This window comes from Halobacillus sp. H74 (assembly GCF_052246715.1).
GTDB classification, from domain to species: Bacteria; Bacillota; Bacilli; order Bacillales; family Halobacillaceae; genus Halobacillus; species Halobacillus litoralis_A.
Window position 1 is genome coordinate 132,180 of record NZ_JBQQCI010000005.1, and the last position, 15,816, is coordinate 147,995.

16 protein-coding genes and 1 other annotated feature are annotated in these 15,816 nt (G+C 41.8%); all 16 genes read left to right on the plus strand.

The window, feature by feature from the left end; translation table 11 throughout:
- Positions 1–2: 2 nt before the first annotated feature.
- The 16 genes from mnmA (at position 3) to mtnN (ending at position 15,754) form a co-directional block, all read left to right on the plus strand.
- Entirely contained in the window at positions 3–1,115 is a 1,113-nt protein-coding gene (gene mnmA, locus ACTWPX_RS12915) for a tRNA 2-thiouridine(34) synthase MnmA (RefSeq protein ID WP_443120125.1), read from the plus strand.
- 102 nt (positions 1,116–1,217) lie between these two features.
- Positions 1,218–1,877, plus strand: coding sequence for a tetratricopeptide repeat protein (locus ACTWPX_RS12920; protein WP_443120126.1), 660 nt, complete (start codon positions 1,218–1,220; stop codon positions 1,875–1,877).
- Between the two features lie 20 nt (positions 1,878–1,897).
- Positions 1,898–4,222 carry an SF1B family DNA helicase RecD2 gene (gene recD2 / locus ACTWPX_RS12925; RefSeq protein WP_443120127.1) on the plus strand — a complete coding sequence of 775 codons (2,325 nt, stop codon included), beginning with the start codon at positions 1,898–1,900 and terminating at the stop codon, positions 4,220–4,222.
- A 12-nt stretch (positions 4,223–4,234) separates the two neighbouring features.
- Positions 4,235–5,047, plus strand: coding sequence for a TIM barrel protein (locus ACTWPX_RS12930; RefSeq protein ID WP_443120128.1), 813 nt, complete (start codon positions 4,235–4,237; stop codon positions 5,045–5,047).
- A gap of 55 nt (positions 5,048–5,102) precedes the next feature.
- The gene (locus ACTWPX_RS12935; protein WP_164908601.1) at positions 5,103–5,279 is read left to right on the plus strand and encodes a hypothetical protein; all 177 of its coding nucleotides are present in this window, start codon (positions 5,103–5,105) and stop codon (positions 5,277–5,279) included.
- A gap of 6 nt (positions 5,280–5,285) precedes the next feature.
- Entirely contained in the window at positions 5,286–6,353 is a 1,068-nt protein-coding gene (locus ACTWPX_RS12940; RefSeq protein ID WP_443120129.1) for an AI-2E family transporter, read from the plus strand.
- A 45-nt stretch (positions 6,354–6,398) separates the two neighbouring features.
- Positions 6,399–6,613 (plus strand) — a binding site (T-box leader).
- A gap of 304 nt (positions 6,614–6,917) precedes the next feature.
- Positions 6,918–9,554: an alanine--tRNA ligase gene (gene alaS, locus ACTWPX_RS12945; protein ID WP_443120130.1), complete on the plus strand. Its 2,637-nt coding sequence runs from the start codon at positions 6,918–6,920 to the stop codon at positions 9,552–9,554.
- A 63-nt stretch (positions 9,555–9,617) separates the two neighbouring features.
- A complete protein-coding gene (locus ACTWPX_RS12950; protein WP_128526373.1) occupies positions 9,618–9,890 on the plus strand; it encodes an IreB family regulatory phosphoprotein in 273 nt (90 codons plus the stop codon).
- Positions 9,887–10,303, plus strand: coding sequence for a Holliday junction resolvase RuvX (gene ruvX, locus ACTWPX_RS12955; protein WP_443120131.1), 417 nt, complete (start codon positions 9,887–9,889; stop codon positions 10,301–10,303). The genes ACTWPX_RS12950 and ruvX overlap by 4 nt, the downstream gene beginning before the upstream one ends.
- Before the next feature lie 14 nt (positions 10,304–10,317).
- Entirely contained in the window at positions 10,318–10,602 is a 285-nt protein-coding gene (locus tag ACTWPX_RS12960; protein WP_128526375.1) for a DUF1292 domain-containing protein, read from the plus strand.
- Positions 10,603–10,852: 250 nt separating this feature from the next.
- On the plus strand, positions 10,853–11,980 hold the full coding sequence (mltG, locus tag ACTWPX_RS12965) for an endolytic transglycosylase MltG (RefSeq protein WP_443120132.1): 1,128 nt from the start codon (positions 10,853–10,855) through the stop codon (positions 11,978–11,980).
- A 111-nt stretch (positions 11,981–12,091) separates the two neighbouring features.
- A complete protein-coding gene (locus tag ACTWPX_RS12970) occupies positions 12,092–12,733 on the plus strand; it encodes an O-methyltransferase (protein WP_443120133.1) in 642 nt (213 codons plus the stop codon).
- Between the two features lie 46 nt (positions 12,734–12,779).
- Positions 12,780–13,433 carry a uridine kinase gene (udk, locus tag ACTWPX_RS12975; RefSeq protein WP_443120134.1) on the plus strand — a complete coding sequence of 218 codons (654 nt, stop codon included), beginning with the start codon at positions 12,780–12,782 and terminating at the stop codon, positions 13,431–13,433.
- Positions 13,434–13,594: 161 nt separating this feature from the next.
- Positions 13,595–14,071, plus strand: a complete 477-nt coding sequence (greA, locus tag ACTWPX_RS12980) for a transcription elongation factor GreA (RefSeq protein ID WP_128526379.1) — start codon at positions 13,595–13,597, stop codon at positions 14,069–14,071.
- 273 nt (positions 14,072–14,344) lie between these two features.
- The gene (locus ACTWPX_RS12985; RefSeq protein WP_443120135.1) at positions 14,345–15,046 is read left to right on the plus strand and encodes a DUF1510 family protein; all 702 of its coding nucleotides are present in this window, start codon (positions 14,345–14,347) and stop codon (positions 15,044–15,046) included.
- A 15-nt stretch (positions 15,047–15,061) separates the two neighbouring features.
- Positions 15,062–15,754 (plus strand): 5'-methylthioadenosine/S-adenosylhomocysteine nucleosidase, encoded by a 693-nt coding sequence (gene mtnN / locus ACTWPX_RS12990; protein WP_443120136.1) that lies wholly within the window; start codon positions 15,062–15,064, stop codon positions 15,752–15,754.
- Positions 15,755–15,816 lie beyond the last annotated feature (62 nt).

Genomic DNA, 15,816 nt, shown 5'->3' on the forward strand with positions numbered 1-15,816 from the left:
AAATGAAAGAACCAAAAGATACACGAGTAGTGGTAGGAATGAGCGGAGGCGTTGATTCATCCGTTTCGGCTCTTTTACTCAAAGAGCAAGGCTATGATGTAGTCGGAATTTTCATGAAAAACTGGGATGATACAGATGAAAATGGCGTTTGTACCGCCACGGAAGATTACGAAGACGTGATTCGTGTCTGTAACCAGTTAGACATTCCTTATTATGCGGTGAACTTCGAGAAGCAATATTGGGATAAGGTGTTTACGTATTTTCTTGATGAATATAAAAAAGGAAGAACCCCTAATCCTGATGTCATGTGTAATAAAGAAATCAAGTTCAAAGCTTTCATGGATCACGCGATGTCACTAGGAGCAGATTATTTAGCGACTGGTCATTATGCTCAAGTACGGGAAAATGAAGGCACATATGAAATGCTGCGAGGGGTCGATCATAATAAAGATCAGACCTACTTCTTGAACCAGCTTTCTCAGGATGTGTTAGCAAAAGTGATGTTTCCGTTAGGACACCTGGAGAAAAAACAAGTGCGTCAGCTTGCCGAAGAACACGGTTTAGCAACCGCCACGAAGAAAGACTCAACAGGAATCTGCTTTATCGGTGAGCGCAATTTCAAGGAATTTTTAGGTGAGTACCTGCCTGCGCAGCCAGGAAATATGGAGACGTTGGATGGAGAGGTTAAAGGGAAGCATGATGGTTTGATGTACTACACTCTCGGTCAACGCCAAGGGCTGGGGATAGGCGGTGCAGGAGATCCTTGGTTCGTTGTTGGAAAAAATGTCGAGGACAATGTTTTATACGTCGGCCAAGGCTTTCATCATGATGCGCTCTACTCTGACGGTCTGATCGCTTCCGAAGCGAACTGGACGAAGGGAGAAGCACCGACTGGATCATTTGAATGTACGGCGAAGTTCCGTTACCGTCAGGATGATAGCGGGGTTACCGTCCATCCATTAGAAGATGGGCGATGGAAAGTGTTGTTCCATGATGCGGAACGTGCTATTACTCCAGGCCAGGCTGTAGTTTTCTATGATGGGGAAGTATGTCTTGGTGGTGCGACAATTGATATCGTACTCAAGGAAGATGCTGCAGTCACTTACGTCGGTTGATCATTAAAAGTCATGTCCTTTTAGCCTGGGCATGACTTTTTTAATCTTAATGGTTAACGTTAACAAACCGGGAATTTTAATAGTAATTGGAAGGGGTCCATGATGGATAAATTGAAGCAGGGAATCGAAGAGATGCAAAACCACAATTATGAAGAAGCTGCAAAACTTTTTACAGAGGCAATTGATGAGAACCCGAAAGAGCCGGTAGGGTATATCAATTTCGGGAACTTGCTGACACACATGAATGATTATGAAAGGGCCGTACGCTTTTTCAATCGCGCTATAGAATTGGATGAAAAAGCCGCCACAGCTTATTATGGGTTAGGAAATGTTTTGTATGAGCAGGAAAAATATACAAAAGCCCAAGAACAATTCATGTTTGCGATCCAGAATGGCTTGGATGAAGCAGATGTGCATTTCATGTTAGGAATGACATTCATCCATCAAGAGTACGTCAAATTAGCTCTTCCCTATCTTTTACGTGCGGCAGAACTTGCACCTGAGGATATAGATATTCAATTTCAATATGGTCTTTGTCTCGCCCAAAATGGGCAAATCAACGAAACTGAAAAGGTGATGAAGCATGTGCTACAATTGGAAGAACAGCACAGTGATGCGCACTACAACCTGGGAGTCGTAGCACTACATCAAGAAGAAGCGAAAAAAGCCTTGGATCATTTCACGAAAGCTTTGGAAATCCAGCCTGATCATATGTTGGCTGCTCATGCGAAAGGTCAAGTTGAACAAGCCTTAAATGAGTAGAATGAAGGAGAACGATGAACATGACTCAACAATCACTCTTTGATGAATCGAATGAAGAACGTCCTTATGTTAAAGGGGAATTGGGGCGGATGATTTTTCACAATGAATCCGAGCATTTTTCTATTGCCACTATTAACGTCAAGGAGACAAATGAAGCGTTTGAAGAGAAAAGCCTTGTGATCAAAGGTCATTTTTCTCCTCTGGAAGAAGGCGAAACCTACATCTTTTATGGAGAGTTCAAAAACCATAAAAAATTCGGCTTGCAGTATGAAGTAGTCATGTATAATCGTGTTCTTCCTGAAACTAAAGATGGAATAGTCTTGTATTTATCGAGCGATCTTTTTCATGGAATCGGTAAGAAGACAGCCGAACGTATCGTAGATGAGCTTGGTGAACAGGCGATTTCGCGTATTTTAGAAAATAGGGACGTGTTGGATACGGTACCTAAGCTGGCGAAGGAGAAAGCGGATCAACTTTATCAATCCTTGAAAGAACATCAAGGCTTTGAGCATGTGATGATACACCTGTCTCAGTATGGATTCGGTTTAAAACTGGCTCAAAAAATATATCAGGCTTTCCAGGATAAAACGATGAATATTATTGAAGAAGACCCTTATCAGCTTGTCTTTCATGTGGAAGGATTCGGTTTCCACCGGGCGGACGAAATGGCAAGGATGCAAAACCTTTCCCATGACCATCCTACAAGAATCAGAGCGGCATGTCTTTATATTATGCAAAAAAGTATGAGCTCAGGCCATGTATATTTGCCGACTGAAGAATGTCTTGTCCAGGTTGAGCAGCTGTTGAATCAGGGGTTGGATCCAACCATTTCATTTGATCAGCTTTCTGAGCAAGTGATTCATCTGGGCGAAGAGAAATTTATTTACATTGAAGAAGACCGTCTTTATCTTCCCTCTCTTTACTTTGCAGAAAATGGATTTTGCAGCCATATCGAACGGATTATAGAAGAAGGAGTCGAAGTAGAGCATACTCAAGCAGATTTGATGAAAATCATCGGACAACTGGAAGAGGAAGAATCGATGAGCTATGGTGAGGACCAATTCAATGCCATTGAAAAAGCTCTCCATTCAAAGCTTATGATATTGACAGGCGGCCCCGGGACAGGAAAGACTACGGTTATAAAAGGAATTATTCAAACGTATGCCGAACTCAATGAAGAATCGATCGACCCAGAAGAGTATGACGGGGAGAAACCTTTTCCCTTCATTTTAGCCGCTCCGACAGGGAGAGCTGCAAAAAGGATGACCGAGTCTACAGGTTTGCCTGCGAGTACAATACACCGCTTGCTCGGCTGGGATGGCCATGATTCTTTTGAACGCAACCAAAACAACCCTTTAGAGGGTAAAGTGTTGATCGTAGATGAATTTTCAATGGTGGATATATGGCTTGCGAATCAACTATTTCGAGCCATTCCATCAGATATGCAAGTCCTGCTCGTAGGTGATGAAGACCAACTGCCTTCAGTAGGACCTGGACAAGTGTTGGCAGATCTCCTGGCCTCGGGACAACTTCCGTCGATTAAGCTGACTGAAGTGTATCGACAAAAGGAAGGTTCGAAAATCATCCAGCTTGCCCATGAAATTAAAAATGATGTGTGCTCACCTCAATCTCTTGTTAAAGAACATGATTTCAATTTTATTCCTGCAAAAGAACATCAATTGAGTGAACTAGTCACTAATATAGTAAAAAAAGCAATCGATAAAGGAATCGATTTGAAGGATTTGCAAGTGTTAGCACCTATGTACCGCACAGAGGTAGGGATTCATAAACTCAATCAACATATCCAACAGACGATCAATCCTAAGAATAAGCAGAAAAGAGACCTGACTTACTATGATGTCACTTATAGAAAAGGTGACAAAGTGATCCAATTGGTCAATCAACCAGAAGATGGAGTATACAACGGAGATATTGGTGAGATTGTTGCGATTTTCCGTGAAGAAGAAAACGTCGATAATGTGGAGCAAGTCGTGATAGATTTTGATGGTAAAGAGGTTGTGTACCCAAAGAAAGATTTAAATAATGTCATGCACGCTTATTGCACTTCCATCCACAAATCTCAAGGTAGTGAATTCTCTATCGTGATTTTACCTGTCGTACGCAGCTACCGTCGCATGCTCAGGAAAAACCTTCTCTATACAGCGATTACACGTTCCAAACAGTCCTTGATTATTTGCGGAGATCGGGAGGCTTTCCTGGATGGTGTCGGTACAACAGATACAAACTCAAGATATACCAGATTGAAAGAGAAACTCCAGGAAGATTCTTCGCCAGAGGTTGAGGAGGAAGAGGAAGAACAGCTTTCCCCCTATGATTTCATGTAAAGGAGAATAAGAATGCCCCACATATTAGGAATGTCTGGTAGCACAATATTATCCAATCCGGAGCAGTTTTCAGAGTTATTTCAAGAAGGGCTCTCACATATTGAGATTGGTGAATTTCCCGATGATCGTGCTTTTCAAAACTTCCTCCAACTGAAGAAAAAACATGGGGGAAGTTTCGGGGTTCATTCTCCCTTGCTAAGAGGCAATAGTAAATATGATTTGATAGAAGAAGTAGCGATGCCACCTGAAAAAGCCCGAAAACTCTTTGATGAAGAAGCAGCAGAGCTGGCTCGAGCTGGAGCTGATTATATGCTCGTCCATTTTCCGTATTTCAAAAATACAGCCATTGGACCTGCCAAACAGATTGAAGAAGGACTTGAATTTTTACATAATGTGCAAGAAACGTACGGTATCCCTGTAGTTTGTGAACCTAAATTAGGGATCCATCGCTCGGCCAAAGGTATTCAATACTTACATGAGTTTCCTTCATCCTTGTGGGAAAAGTATGGATTAAGCGTTTGCATTGATATCGGAGATTATCAGATGGCCGTTGGAGAAGAGTGGCGAACTTACATAGAACCGCTTCTTCCATTCACTAAAGTTGTTCACTTACATAATGTTCGCTTGCAAGAAAATGGCTATATTTGGGTTCCGATCCATCCGAAGCTCGAACACACAGAAGGAGCGTTTGAAATGCAGCGATGTCTGGAGTTACTGGCTTCTGGGACGGATAAATATTTTATATTTGAGCACACACCTCATACAAACCCATCAAAAAAAGAAGTATCTGAAGGCATCCAATGGGTGCGGGACCTCCTCAGCTAATGTATGAGTCCAGTTCTCATGGACATACTAATTGGTAAAAAAAGGAGTATGTTTCATGAGGTGCCCGAACTGTAACAATAAAAATCTTGGAAAGATAGGAAATGAACAATACTATTGCTGGAACTGTTGTTTGGAACTGTCCATTGAAGATGGGAAAATGAATATTAATCAAATTGAGGAAGATGGCAGCTTGAGCTCGTTGAATGATATTTTCTACCAACAGGGGTCCTGAATTTAAATGACAGACCGTTCTACAAAATGGTTACGCAGGTTCACCATCTTCTTCATTACTTTGCTCTCTCTTCTGCTTCTCGCATGGCTTTTCCCGTATTATGACCATGTTCTGCTTATGATAGGAAGAGTGTTGCTGCCTTTTCTATTAGCTCTTGTATTATCTCTATTGCTGCATCCGCTTGTGAATGGTTTGGAAGTTCTCGGTTTTAAGAGGATACTTGCTATTCTGTTCATTTTCGTGATTTTCTTTTCGTTGATCAGCCTGGGAATTTACAAAGGATATCCAAAATTATTGGAACAACTTAAACTATTGAATGAACATCTTCCGCAACTCTTCCAGTCCTATCAAGAGTGGACCAAACAGCTCTATGCGCAGACGGAGAGATTGCCTGATGGTATTCATCACCAGCTTGATGATCGCTTTTCTCATTTTGAACAATGGTTGAGCTCGAGAGTGATGGCGATTTTTTCCGGTCTTAATGGAATCTTCAACATGATTGTCTTACTAGCCGTTGTTCCGGTCATGACTTTTTACTTTCTTAAAGATTACAAGAGTATTGGGAAGATGATTCTCAGCATTCTGCCTGCAAGGTGGCATGAGGAAGCCAGAAGGCTCGTAAAAGAGTTGAATCAGTCTTTGGGAGGCTATATCCGTGGTCAATTATTGATCAGCCTTTTTGTAGGGGTATTGGCCACGATCGGCTTTTGGATTATAGATTTGCCATACCCTCTTGTATTAGGATTGATTGCAGGGATAACCAATATCATCCCTTACTTCGGTCCTTTGTTAGGGGCAGGTCCAGCCTTGGTTGTAGCGGTAACCGTATCCATCCAAACCCTTGTTTTCACTTTGCTGATTGTAGTGATCATCCAAATGATTGAAGGAAATTTCCTATCTCCTTATATCATGGGGAAGAGCATACACATCCACCCGCTGTTTATTATTTTCGCTTTACTGGCAGGAGGAGAGATAGCTGGTATAGCAGGACTGATATTAGCCGTGCCTGTACTCACTTGTCTGAAAGTGATTGTTTCTGAAATCCGTACTGGACGCCTGAATATTGACAGATGAAGAACAGTTATCTATAATAACGCATATCAAAGACTATATGAACGAAGAAACATGATGAAGGAAACGAGTAGGCAATGGTTCCATGATCAGAGAAGTATGTTCTTGGCTGAAAAACGTACTGCATGATGATTGCTGAACGCTATTCCGGAGTGCGGTTAACACCCGCCGTAGTTATGCCACGTTACAGGTGATTTGAGATGATAGGCGCCAGACGTCTATAATCAGGGTGGTACCGCGGAACTGAAACTCCCGTCCCTGCCGTTTTACAGGCAGGGACGGGAGTTTTTTCATCGTCTACGAAATGGATAGTGAATCACTTTTCTAGAGGGTGTCATCCAGTTCCAGCGCCTCCCCCCTCGAGTCTTGGCCCCACACGAGGTGGGGTCGTTCGGCTAAGATTGCAACAGGACGTTGCAATCTTAGCCGAACTTCACCTTTCCCTCTCTGTGACAAGTAACGTCACGGCGAGTTTTGTCTTAAGCTTGTCGGGGGTCTTGGGTATTTTAAATCTAATCTTCGTTCAGGACGGTCTATTTAAAGGGAAATTTTAAGGAGGATACTGATATGAAAACATTAACATCAGCAGAAGTGCGCCAAATGTTTCTGGATTTTTTCAAAAATAAAGGACATAGTGTTGAACCGAGTGCATCCTTAGTTCCACATGAAGATCCGACATTGCTGTGGATCAACAGTGGTGTGGCAACTTTAAAGAAATATTTCGATGGACGAGTAGTTCCTGAAAATCCCAGGATTGTGAATGCGCAAAAATCCATCCGCACAAATGATATTGAAAACGTAGGGTTCACAGCACGTCACCATACGTTTTTCGAAATGTTAGGTAATTTTTCGATTGGGGATTACTTTAAAGAAGAAGCGATGGAATGGGGATGGGAGTTTCTGACAAGCAAAGATTGGATCGGCTTTGACCCAGTCAAACTTTCTGTCACTGTCCATCCTGAAGATGATGAAGCCTACAACATTTGGAAAGATAAAATCGGTGTGGATGAAGAACGCATCATCCGAATTGAAGAAAACTTCTGGGATATCGGCGAAGGGCCAAGTGGACCCAACACTGAAATTTTCTACGATCGGGGAGAAAATTTCGGGAACGATCCGCAAGATCCGGAACTTTATCCTGGAGGGGAAAACGAACGGTATCTCGAGATTTGGAATCTTGTTTTCTCCCAGTTCAACCATAATCCAGATGATACGTACACACCGCTTCCGAAGAAGAATATTGATACAGGGATGGGGCTCGAACGCATCGTTTGTGTCATTCAGGAAACGGAAACAAACTTCGAGACAGACTTGTTCAAACCGATTATCGAAGCAGCTGAGAAAATGACTGATCACAAGTATGGGGGAAGTGTAGAAGGGGATTCCTCTTTCAAAGTAATAGCTGACCATATGAGAACCGTGACATTTGCGGTTAGTGATGGAGCATTGCCTTCGAATGAAGGTCGCGGATATGTATTAAGACGTCTTCTGAGAAGAGCGGTTCGTTTCGCAAAACAAATCGGTATTGATGAACCGTTTATGTATAAGCTTGTTCCTGAAGTTTCCAATATCATGGTCGACTTTTATCCTGAAGTGAAAAAGAAAGAGGCATTCATTCAAAATGTGATCCAAACAGAGGAAGAGCGTTTTCATGAAACATTGAATGACGGCCTGCAAATATTATCCACTATCATGAAGGAAGAATCGAATAAAGGCAGCAATGTGTTCCCTGGTACGGAAGTGTTCCGTCTTTATGATACTTATGGTTTCCCGAAAGAACTGACTGAAGAATATATCGGGGAAGCGGGCTTCAAGATTGATGAAGAGGGATTCCGACTAGAAATGGAAAAGCAGCGTGAACGTGCCCGTAATGCTCGTCAGAAATCGGATTCCATGCAGATCCAAGACGGTGTTCTTGGTGATGTGCAAGTGGAAAGCTCCTTCATTGGATATGATTGTCTGAAGACCGAAGCTACAATTGTTGAATTGATTAAAGGGAAAAACTTCAGTGATCATGCAGATGAAGGGGACACGGTTTATTTATTCTTGGATGAGACACCTTTTTATGCGGAAAGCGGCGGACAAGTGGCTGATCGAGGCTATATCAAGACTGAAGATGCTTCTGTAGAAGTTACAAATGTGCAGAAAGCTCCGAATGGCCAGCACATGCATGAAGCTGTGGTAAGACAGGGAACGATAGCTAAAGGAGCTAAGGTCGAAGCGGAAGTAGATCAACATGGGCGTTCTTTCATCGTGAAGAATCATACAGCCACCCACCTATTGCACCAGGCTCTCAAAGATGTCTTAGGAGAACATGTCAATCAAGCAGGGTCGCTTGTTACCCCTGACCGATTGCGCTTTGATTTTTCCCACTTCGGATCGGTTACAAATGAAGAAATGGAAAAAATAGAATCGATTGTCAATGAAAAGGTGTGGCAGTCGATTCCGGTAGCAGTTGAGTATAATTCCATTGAAGAAGCAAAGGAAAAAGGAGCTATGGCTTTATTCGGTGAAAAATACGGAGATACTGTCAGGGTCGTCCAGGTAGGAGATTACAGTCTGGAGCTTTGCGGAGGGTGTCACGTTCTGAATACAGCGGAAATCGGACTTTTCAAGATTGTCTCTGAAACTGGTATTGGTGCAGGCACAAGAAGGATTGAAGCTGTGACAGCCAAAGATGCTTACCTTTATATGAATGAAAAAGAACGACTGTTGAAACAGGCAGGGGAATGGTTGAAGACCAAACCTGAACAAATTCCTGAACGGATCAATGTCCTGCATAAAGAAATGAAGAATTTACAGAAGGAAAATGATTCTTTGAGTGCGAAGATTTCTAATATGGAAGCTTCCAATATTCTTGATGAAGTGGAAGACATCAATGGTGTAAAACTCCTCGCCAAACAAGTGGATGTCAAAGACATGAATGCACTCCGTTCCATGGTTGATGATTTGAAACAAAAACTGGAATCAGGAATCATTCTGTTAGCAGCCCCTAACGGAAATAAAGTACAGCTGATTGCAGGAGTATCCAAAGATTTAATAGAAGAAGGATACCATGCGGGTCATTTGATAAAAGAGGCAGCCACCCGGTGCGGGGGCGGCGGAGGCGGTCGTCCTGATATGGCCCAAGCTGGTGGGAAAGATGCTTCTAAGATCCCGGAAGCATTGCAATATGCTAGAGAATATGCCAGCCAAAACGCTTGATTTTTCCTATAGGCGATTTAGGTATATAATAGAGTAAATACTAATGAGTGCGAGGTGACTGTAATGAGCTCAATGGATAAGACGATGAGGTTCAATTTTTCTGAGGAACCATTTGATCAAGATGTTCAATCTGTACTGCTTTCTGTGCACGCCGCCCTACAAGAGAAAGGGTACAACCCGATTAACCAGATCGTCGGGTATTTACTATCGGGCGACCCTGCTTACATTCCTCGTCATCAAGATGCAAGGAATTTGATCCGTAAAATTGAACGAGATGAATTGATTGAGGAATTGGTAAAATTTTATATTAAAGAGAATAAAGAGGGCATTGAATGAAGAAGATAGGATTGGATGTGGGCGAAAAAACCATTGGCATTGCCATATCAGATGCTTTTGGCTGGACTGCCCAGGGTCTCAAGACTTTGAAATGGGATGAGCGGAATTATGAAACAGCGAAAGAACCGCTCAGAGAGGTCATCCGTGATCATGAGGTGACTGAAGCCGTTGTCGGTTTTCCGAAGAATATGAACGGAACCGTCGGCCCTCGTGGAGAAGCCAGCCAGGATTTCGCCGGATGGATTGAAGAAGAGTTTCATCTCCAAACACACTTGTGGGATGAGAGACTTACGACGATGGCTGCTGAAAGAGTTTTACTTGATGCAGATGTCAGTCGTAAAAAAAGAAAAAAAGTAATTGATAAAATGGCAGCGGTTATGATTCTGCAAAGTTATTTGGATTCGAAACAATAAGGAGGATGTCTGACATGGCATTAGAAAAAGAAGAACGTATTATTATCCCTGATGAAAATGGGGAAGAGCACTTATTTGAAGTATTGTTCACTTTTGACGTTGAACAAACCGGACATTCTTACATCGCAGTAATTCCAGCAGAGCAGAAAGAAGGGGAAGAGGTCGAAGTTTTCGCTTTCCGTTATGAAGAAAAAGGAAACGAAGAAGACGATTTAGCCCTATTTCAAATCGAATCAGACGAAGAATGGGAAATGGTAGAAGAAATGCTGAATACTTTGACAGATGAAGATTTAACCTGATAGTAAAAAGCCTGCAGCTATTGCTGCAGGCTTTTTACTATCTAAGAACCAAAAAGATCAACCTGTCGATCTGTCTTGCTCCACGTACCGGATCAACTTGTCGGGGAGGGAAGAGTGTTTGGCTATTGCTTCTTTCTGCTTTGATAAAAGGAAGGTTTGAAAATGGTGATTCCTGTAGAAAATTACATGAATATGTAGAAAGGTACTTTTATTTTGTAGTATAATGTAGCGGATGAAAGGGGGAAGTCTGTTGTCTAACTCTGATTTTAAAAACCAATATAAAAAAAGATTAAAGACGAGAATAGAAGAGGCGAGTACGGTTCGTAAAATTGTCGCGATTATACTTACTGTCTTAGTTCTTGTACTCGTTATCGGAGGATTATCAGGTTATTTCTATGTGAAATCTGCCTTAGAACCTGTGGATCCAGACAATGAAAAACAAAAAAACGTGGAGATCCCATTAGGTTCTTCCACTTCTCAAATTGCTTCAATCCTTGAGGAGAATGAGATTATAGAAGATGATATGATTTTCCGTTTTTACACGAAGTTCAAAAACGAATCAGGATTTCAGGCTGGTAACTATCAATTCACCTCTTCGATGACTATCGATGAAGTCATCGAAACATTGAAGACAGGGAAATTGGTTAAAGATCCTGCTTTAAGAGTCACAGTTCCTGAAGGTCAAACGCTAAAACAAATCGCCGATATTTTTGCTGAAGACCTGCCGTTCACGGCTGAAGAGTTTATGGAAAAGGTAGACGATGAAGAATATGTGAAACAATTGATGGAGCAATATCCAGAATTACTGAAAGAGGATATCCTGGGCGATGAAATCCGTCATCCTCTGGAAGGATACTTATTTGCATCTACTTATGATATCTATGTCGAGGATCCAAGCATCGATCAACTCGTTAAAAAAATGTTGGATCAAACGCAATCCGTTGTCCTTCCTTATATAAATCAAATTGATGGACTTAATGGAATTGAAAATGTCCATGACTTGATAACGATGGCTTCTCTTCTTGAAAATGAAGCAAGGACTGCAGAGAGCCGTCAGAAAATCTCAGGGGTTTTCCAAAATCGATTAGATGAAGAAATGATGTTACAAACAGATCCGACAGTTGTCTATGCTAAAGGAGAGGGGCATCAAGCGAAAGTCACCTATAATGATTTGGAAGTCGATTCTCCTTATAACACTTATCAAGTGGAAGGTCTTCCAGTCGGGCCGATTTCGAACTTCAATAAAAACTCTCTTCAAGCTGCAGCTGAGCCGCTTGAACATGATCTGTTATACTTCCTTGCAGACAGTGAAGGCGAAATTCATTATGCAGAAACATTAGAAGAACATAACAAGTTGAAAGAAGAACATATAAATTAATTCTTATTTTTTGAAGGAATGTGAAGAACAACTCGCATTCCTTCTTTTTTTTATGTTAAAATAATGGGGTTGTAAAATTGATGTAAATATTATGTGAAGGGATGAACCTTGATGAAGCAAGAAGACTACTTACAATCATTGCTTTCAGAGCCTTCCAAACCTGTAAAAGATATGGAATCTTATGCGAAAGAGCACAGTGTGCCTATCATGGAACCATTGGGGATTGATTTCCTCATGCAGCTCCTCCGGATTCAAAGACCCGATAATATTCTTGAAATCGGTACAGCGATCGGGTATTCAGCCCTTCGTATGTTGGAAGCATGTCCAGAGTGCACGATCACGACGATTGAAAGAGATGAAGAAAGATATAAAGATGCATTAGAGAATATTAAGGAATGGAAAGCGGAAGCTCAGATCACAGTGCTTCATGGAGATGCCCTGGAAGTAGTAGACAAAGTGAAATCTCGTGGTCCTTTTGACGTATTGTTTATCGATGCTGCGAAAGGAAAGTATGAACAGTTCTTTCATTTATATACACCTCTACTTACAGAAGATGGAGTCATCATTTCTGATAATGTGCTATTTAAAGGCTATGTAGCCGATGATCAGGCCGCAACTCCACGAATGGCGAAAATCGCCGGTAAAATCAGGGATTTTAATGAGTGGCTGGTTCGTAACCCTCATTATCACACAACGATCATTCCAATCGGAGATGGAGTAGCCATCACGAAGAAGAGACCACAACAGGATTAAGGTTTCATATAGATCTATCCATATGAATGAAAGGAGCTCCTAAAGCATGAATGACAAACCAGTAGTTATCGGTGTCGCGGGTGGGACTGGATCTGGAAAGACAAGCGTGACACGTTCCATCATCCAGCGCTTCACGGATAAAACTTTATTGATGTTAGAACAGGATTATTATTATAAAGATCAGAGTCACCTTCCTTATGAGGAACGTTTAGAAACGAACTACGACCACCCGCTGGCTTTTGATAATGACCTCCTGATCGATCATTTAGAACAATTAATTGAACAAAAAGCAGTAGAAAAACCGGTCTATGATTATAAAATGCATACCCGGTCAAATGAAACCATTCATGTGGAACCGAAAGAGGTCATCATTGTGGAAGGAATTCTCGTATTAGAGGATGAACGTCTCCGAGACCTGATGGATATCAAGGTGTTTGTTGATACGGATGCTGATGTAAGGATCATCCGCAGAATGATGCGTGATATTAACGAGCGAGGTCGTACATTGGACTCTGTCATTGATCAATACATCAATGTCGTTCGGCCCATGCACTTGCAATTCGTAGAACCTACGAAGCGATATTCAGATATCATCATACCTGAAGGTGGACAAAACCACGTAGCCATAGACTTGATGGCGACGAAAATACAAACGGTGCTGTATGAAAAAGGCCAAACAGTAAGCAGAGAAAATAGTTGAAATACTAGCGGAAATCTGGCATAGTTTTCAATAGCAGTTCTAAAATATCATGTCCTCGGGTAAAGTATAGTAAATTGTTAATGAGCGTACAGGCCGTACTGCTCATTTCCTATATTAAGGACATCTCATTCTTTCTTGTACTAAAGGAGTGTTTACGGATCATGGCAGAAGAAAAAAGTTATTATATGACTGAAGAAGGTAAACAAAAGCTAGAAGAAGAATTGCATCATTTAAAAACTGAACGACGTAAAGAAGTAGTAGAACGCATAAAAATCGCACGTGGATTCGGGGACCTTTCCGAGAACTCAGAATACGACGCAGCAAAAGATGAACAAGCTTTTGTCGAAGCACGGATCACACAGGTAGAGAACATGATTCGCAATGCTGTTATCATTGAAAATGATAATGAAAACCCTGATACGGTGACATTGGGTAAATCCGTTACGTTCCAAGAGCTTCCTGATGGCGATGAAGAAACCTATAAGATTGTCGGAAGTGCTGAGGCGGATCCATTCGAAGGCAAAATTTCCAATGATTCTCCAATGGCTCAAAGTCTCATTGGCCATGTGGTTGGCGATCAAGTGAAAGTGGCCACACCAGGTGGGGAAATCGACGTAAAAATTGTAACCGTAGATTAAATAATTGTGATGATAAAAAGACAGGGGCTCCCTGTCTTTTTTCTTCGCTGCGGGTATCTTTTGCAATGTAAGTTACATTTCTTATTCTTTCCTGGTGCTGTTTTCAAATTATATGCAAAATAAAAATCGACGTTATTCTTATAGAAGTTAGGTGATGTTCTGGAGATCAGAACCTAACGGATTCCTATGGAAAAGAGTAAGGACCATGGGAGGATTGGTCGGTGAACTTTCTTCATGTATAATATATTGCGAGTCAAAAGGAGGAGAATAGAAATGAATGAAAAACATACATCCAAGTCCCGTGCGAACCGCTTTGAGAAGAAAAGGCGCAGCACGAAATGGTTGACTTGGCTTATACCTGCAGGAAGCGTCTTGGCAGTATTATTCATTTCCGTATTGATCTTCGGGGGAGATGACCAAAAAGGTCAAGCTCAAAAGTCTGAAGAAACACCAAGTGTAGAAAATGAAACGGAAGATGACCAAAATAACCAGGATGCTGGAGAAGAGGAAACGCAATCGTCTGATTCAGCAGATGAAAATAAAGAAGAGCAGGAAGAACAAAGCGATAAGCAGAAAGTTTCACTAGAAGGTTTTGAAGAATTGAAACCTATTGAAGATGAAGAGGGATTGAAAATCGAAAAGAGTGAAGATCCCAATGTAGAACGTGTCGTTACGAAAGACTGGTCTGTCGTAGCAACAGAGCAGGAATTAAGCGGCGAACACCGGATCACTTATAAAGAAGGATCAAAAGACTATCAGGAACTTTTACAAGCCGTCAGGAATGCTGTAGGCTTGTCTGAAGACAATATCATCTATTGGTGGATCGGTAATGGCGGAGGACCAAACAAAGCAGTAGCGACCGTCTCAGACAAAAATGAAACAGGTTATCTCCGCGTCCACGTCGAATGGGTCGATGGACAGGGGTATAAACCTGTGAAACTTGAAGTATTGAAAGAAAAAGAAGTGAATCGTTAAGAGAGGGAGTTTCACATGACAGTTGGAATCATTGGAGCAATGGATGAAGAAATTGAACGGTTGAAAAGTGAAATGATCGTAACCACAGAAAGTGAAGTAGCAGGAAGTCTGTTTATCGAAGGGGATCTGCTTGGGAAAAAAGTTGTACTCCTTAAATCTGGAATCGGAAAAGTCAATGCTGCCATGTCTACTACCATCCTTCATGAAAGGTATGATATAGAATCCGTCATCAATACGGGATCCGCAGGTGGTTTTGCTAATGACTTGGAAGTAGGTGATGTTGTCATATCAAGTTATGTGACACACCATGATGTGGACGTCACTGCTTTTCAATACGAATATGGGCAAGTCCCGGGTATGCCTGCCATGTATCCAGCTGATGAATCCCTGATTCAAAAGGCTATGGAAGCTGTGAAAGGAACAGATACTACCGCTGCAAGGGGGCTCATCGCTACAGGTGATTCCTTTATGCAGGAACAAACAAAAGTGGACTTTGTCAGAGGTAAATTCCCCAAAATGATCGCAGCAGAAATGGAAGCGGCGGCGATTGCACAAGTTTGTCATAAATACGGGACGCCCTTTGTAGTAATCCGCGCTTTATCTGATATCGCAGGAAAAGAATCGTCTATTTCCTTTGAGCAGTTCCTGCCGAAAGCAGCGGAAAATGCCGCTCAAATGATCATGAAAATGGTGCGAACTCTCAATTAGCAACAATTCCCACCGAATCTTGCATCTATTTATGTTACGATGAAAAATGTGCAGGAGGTGGG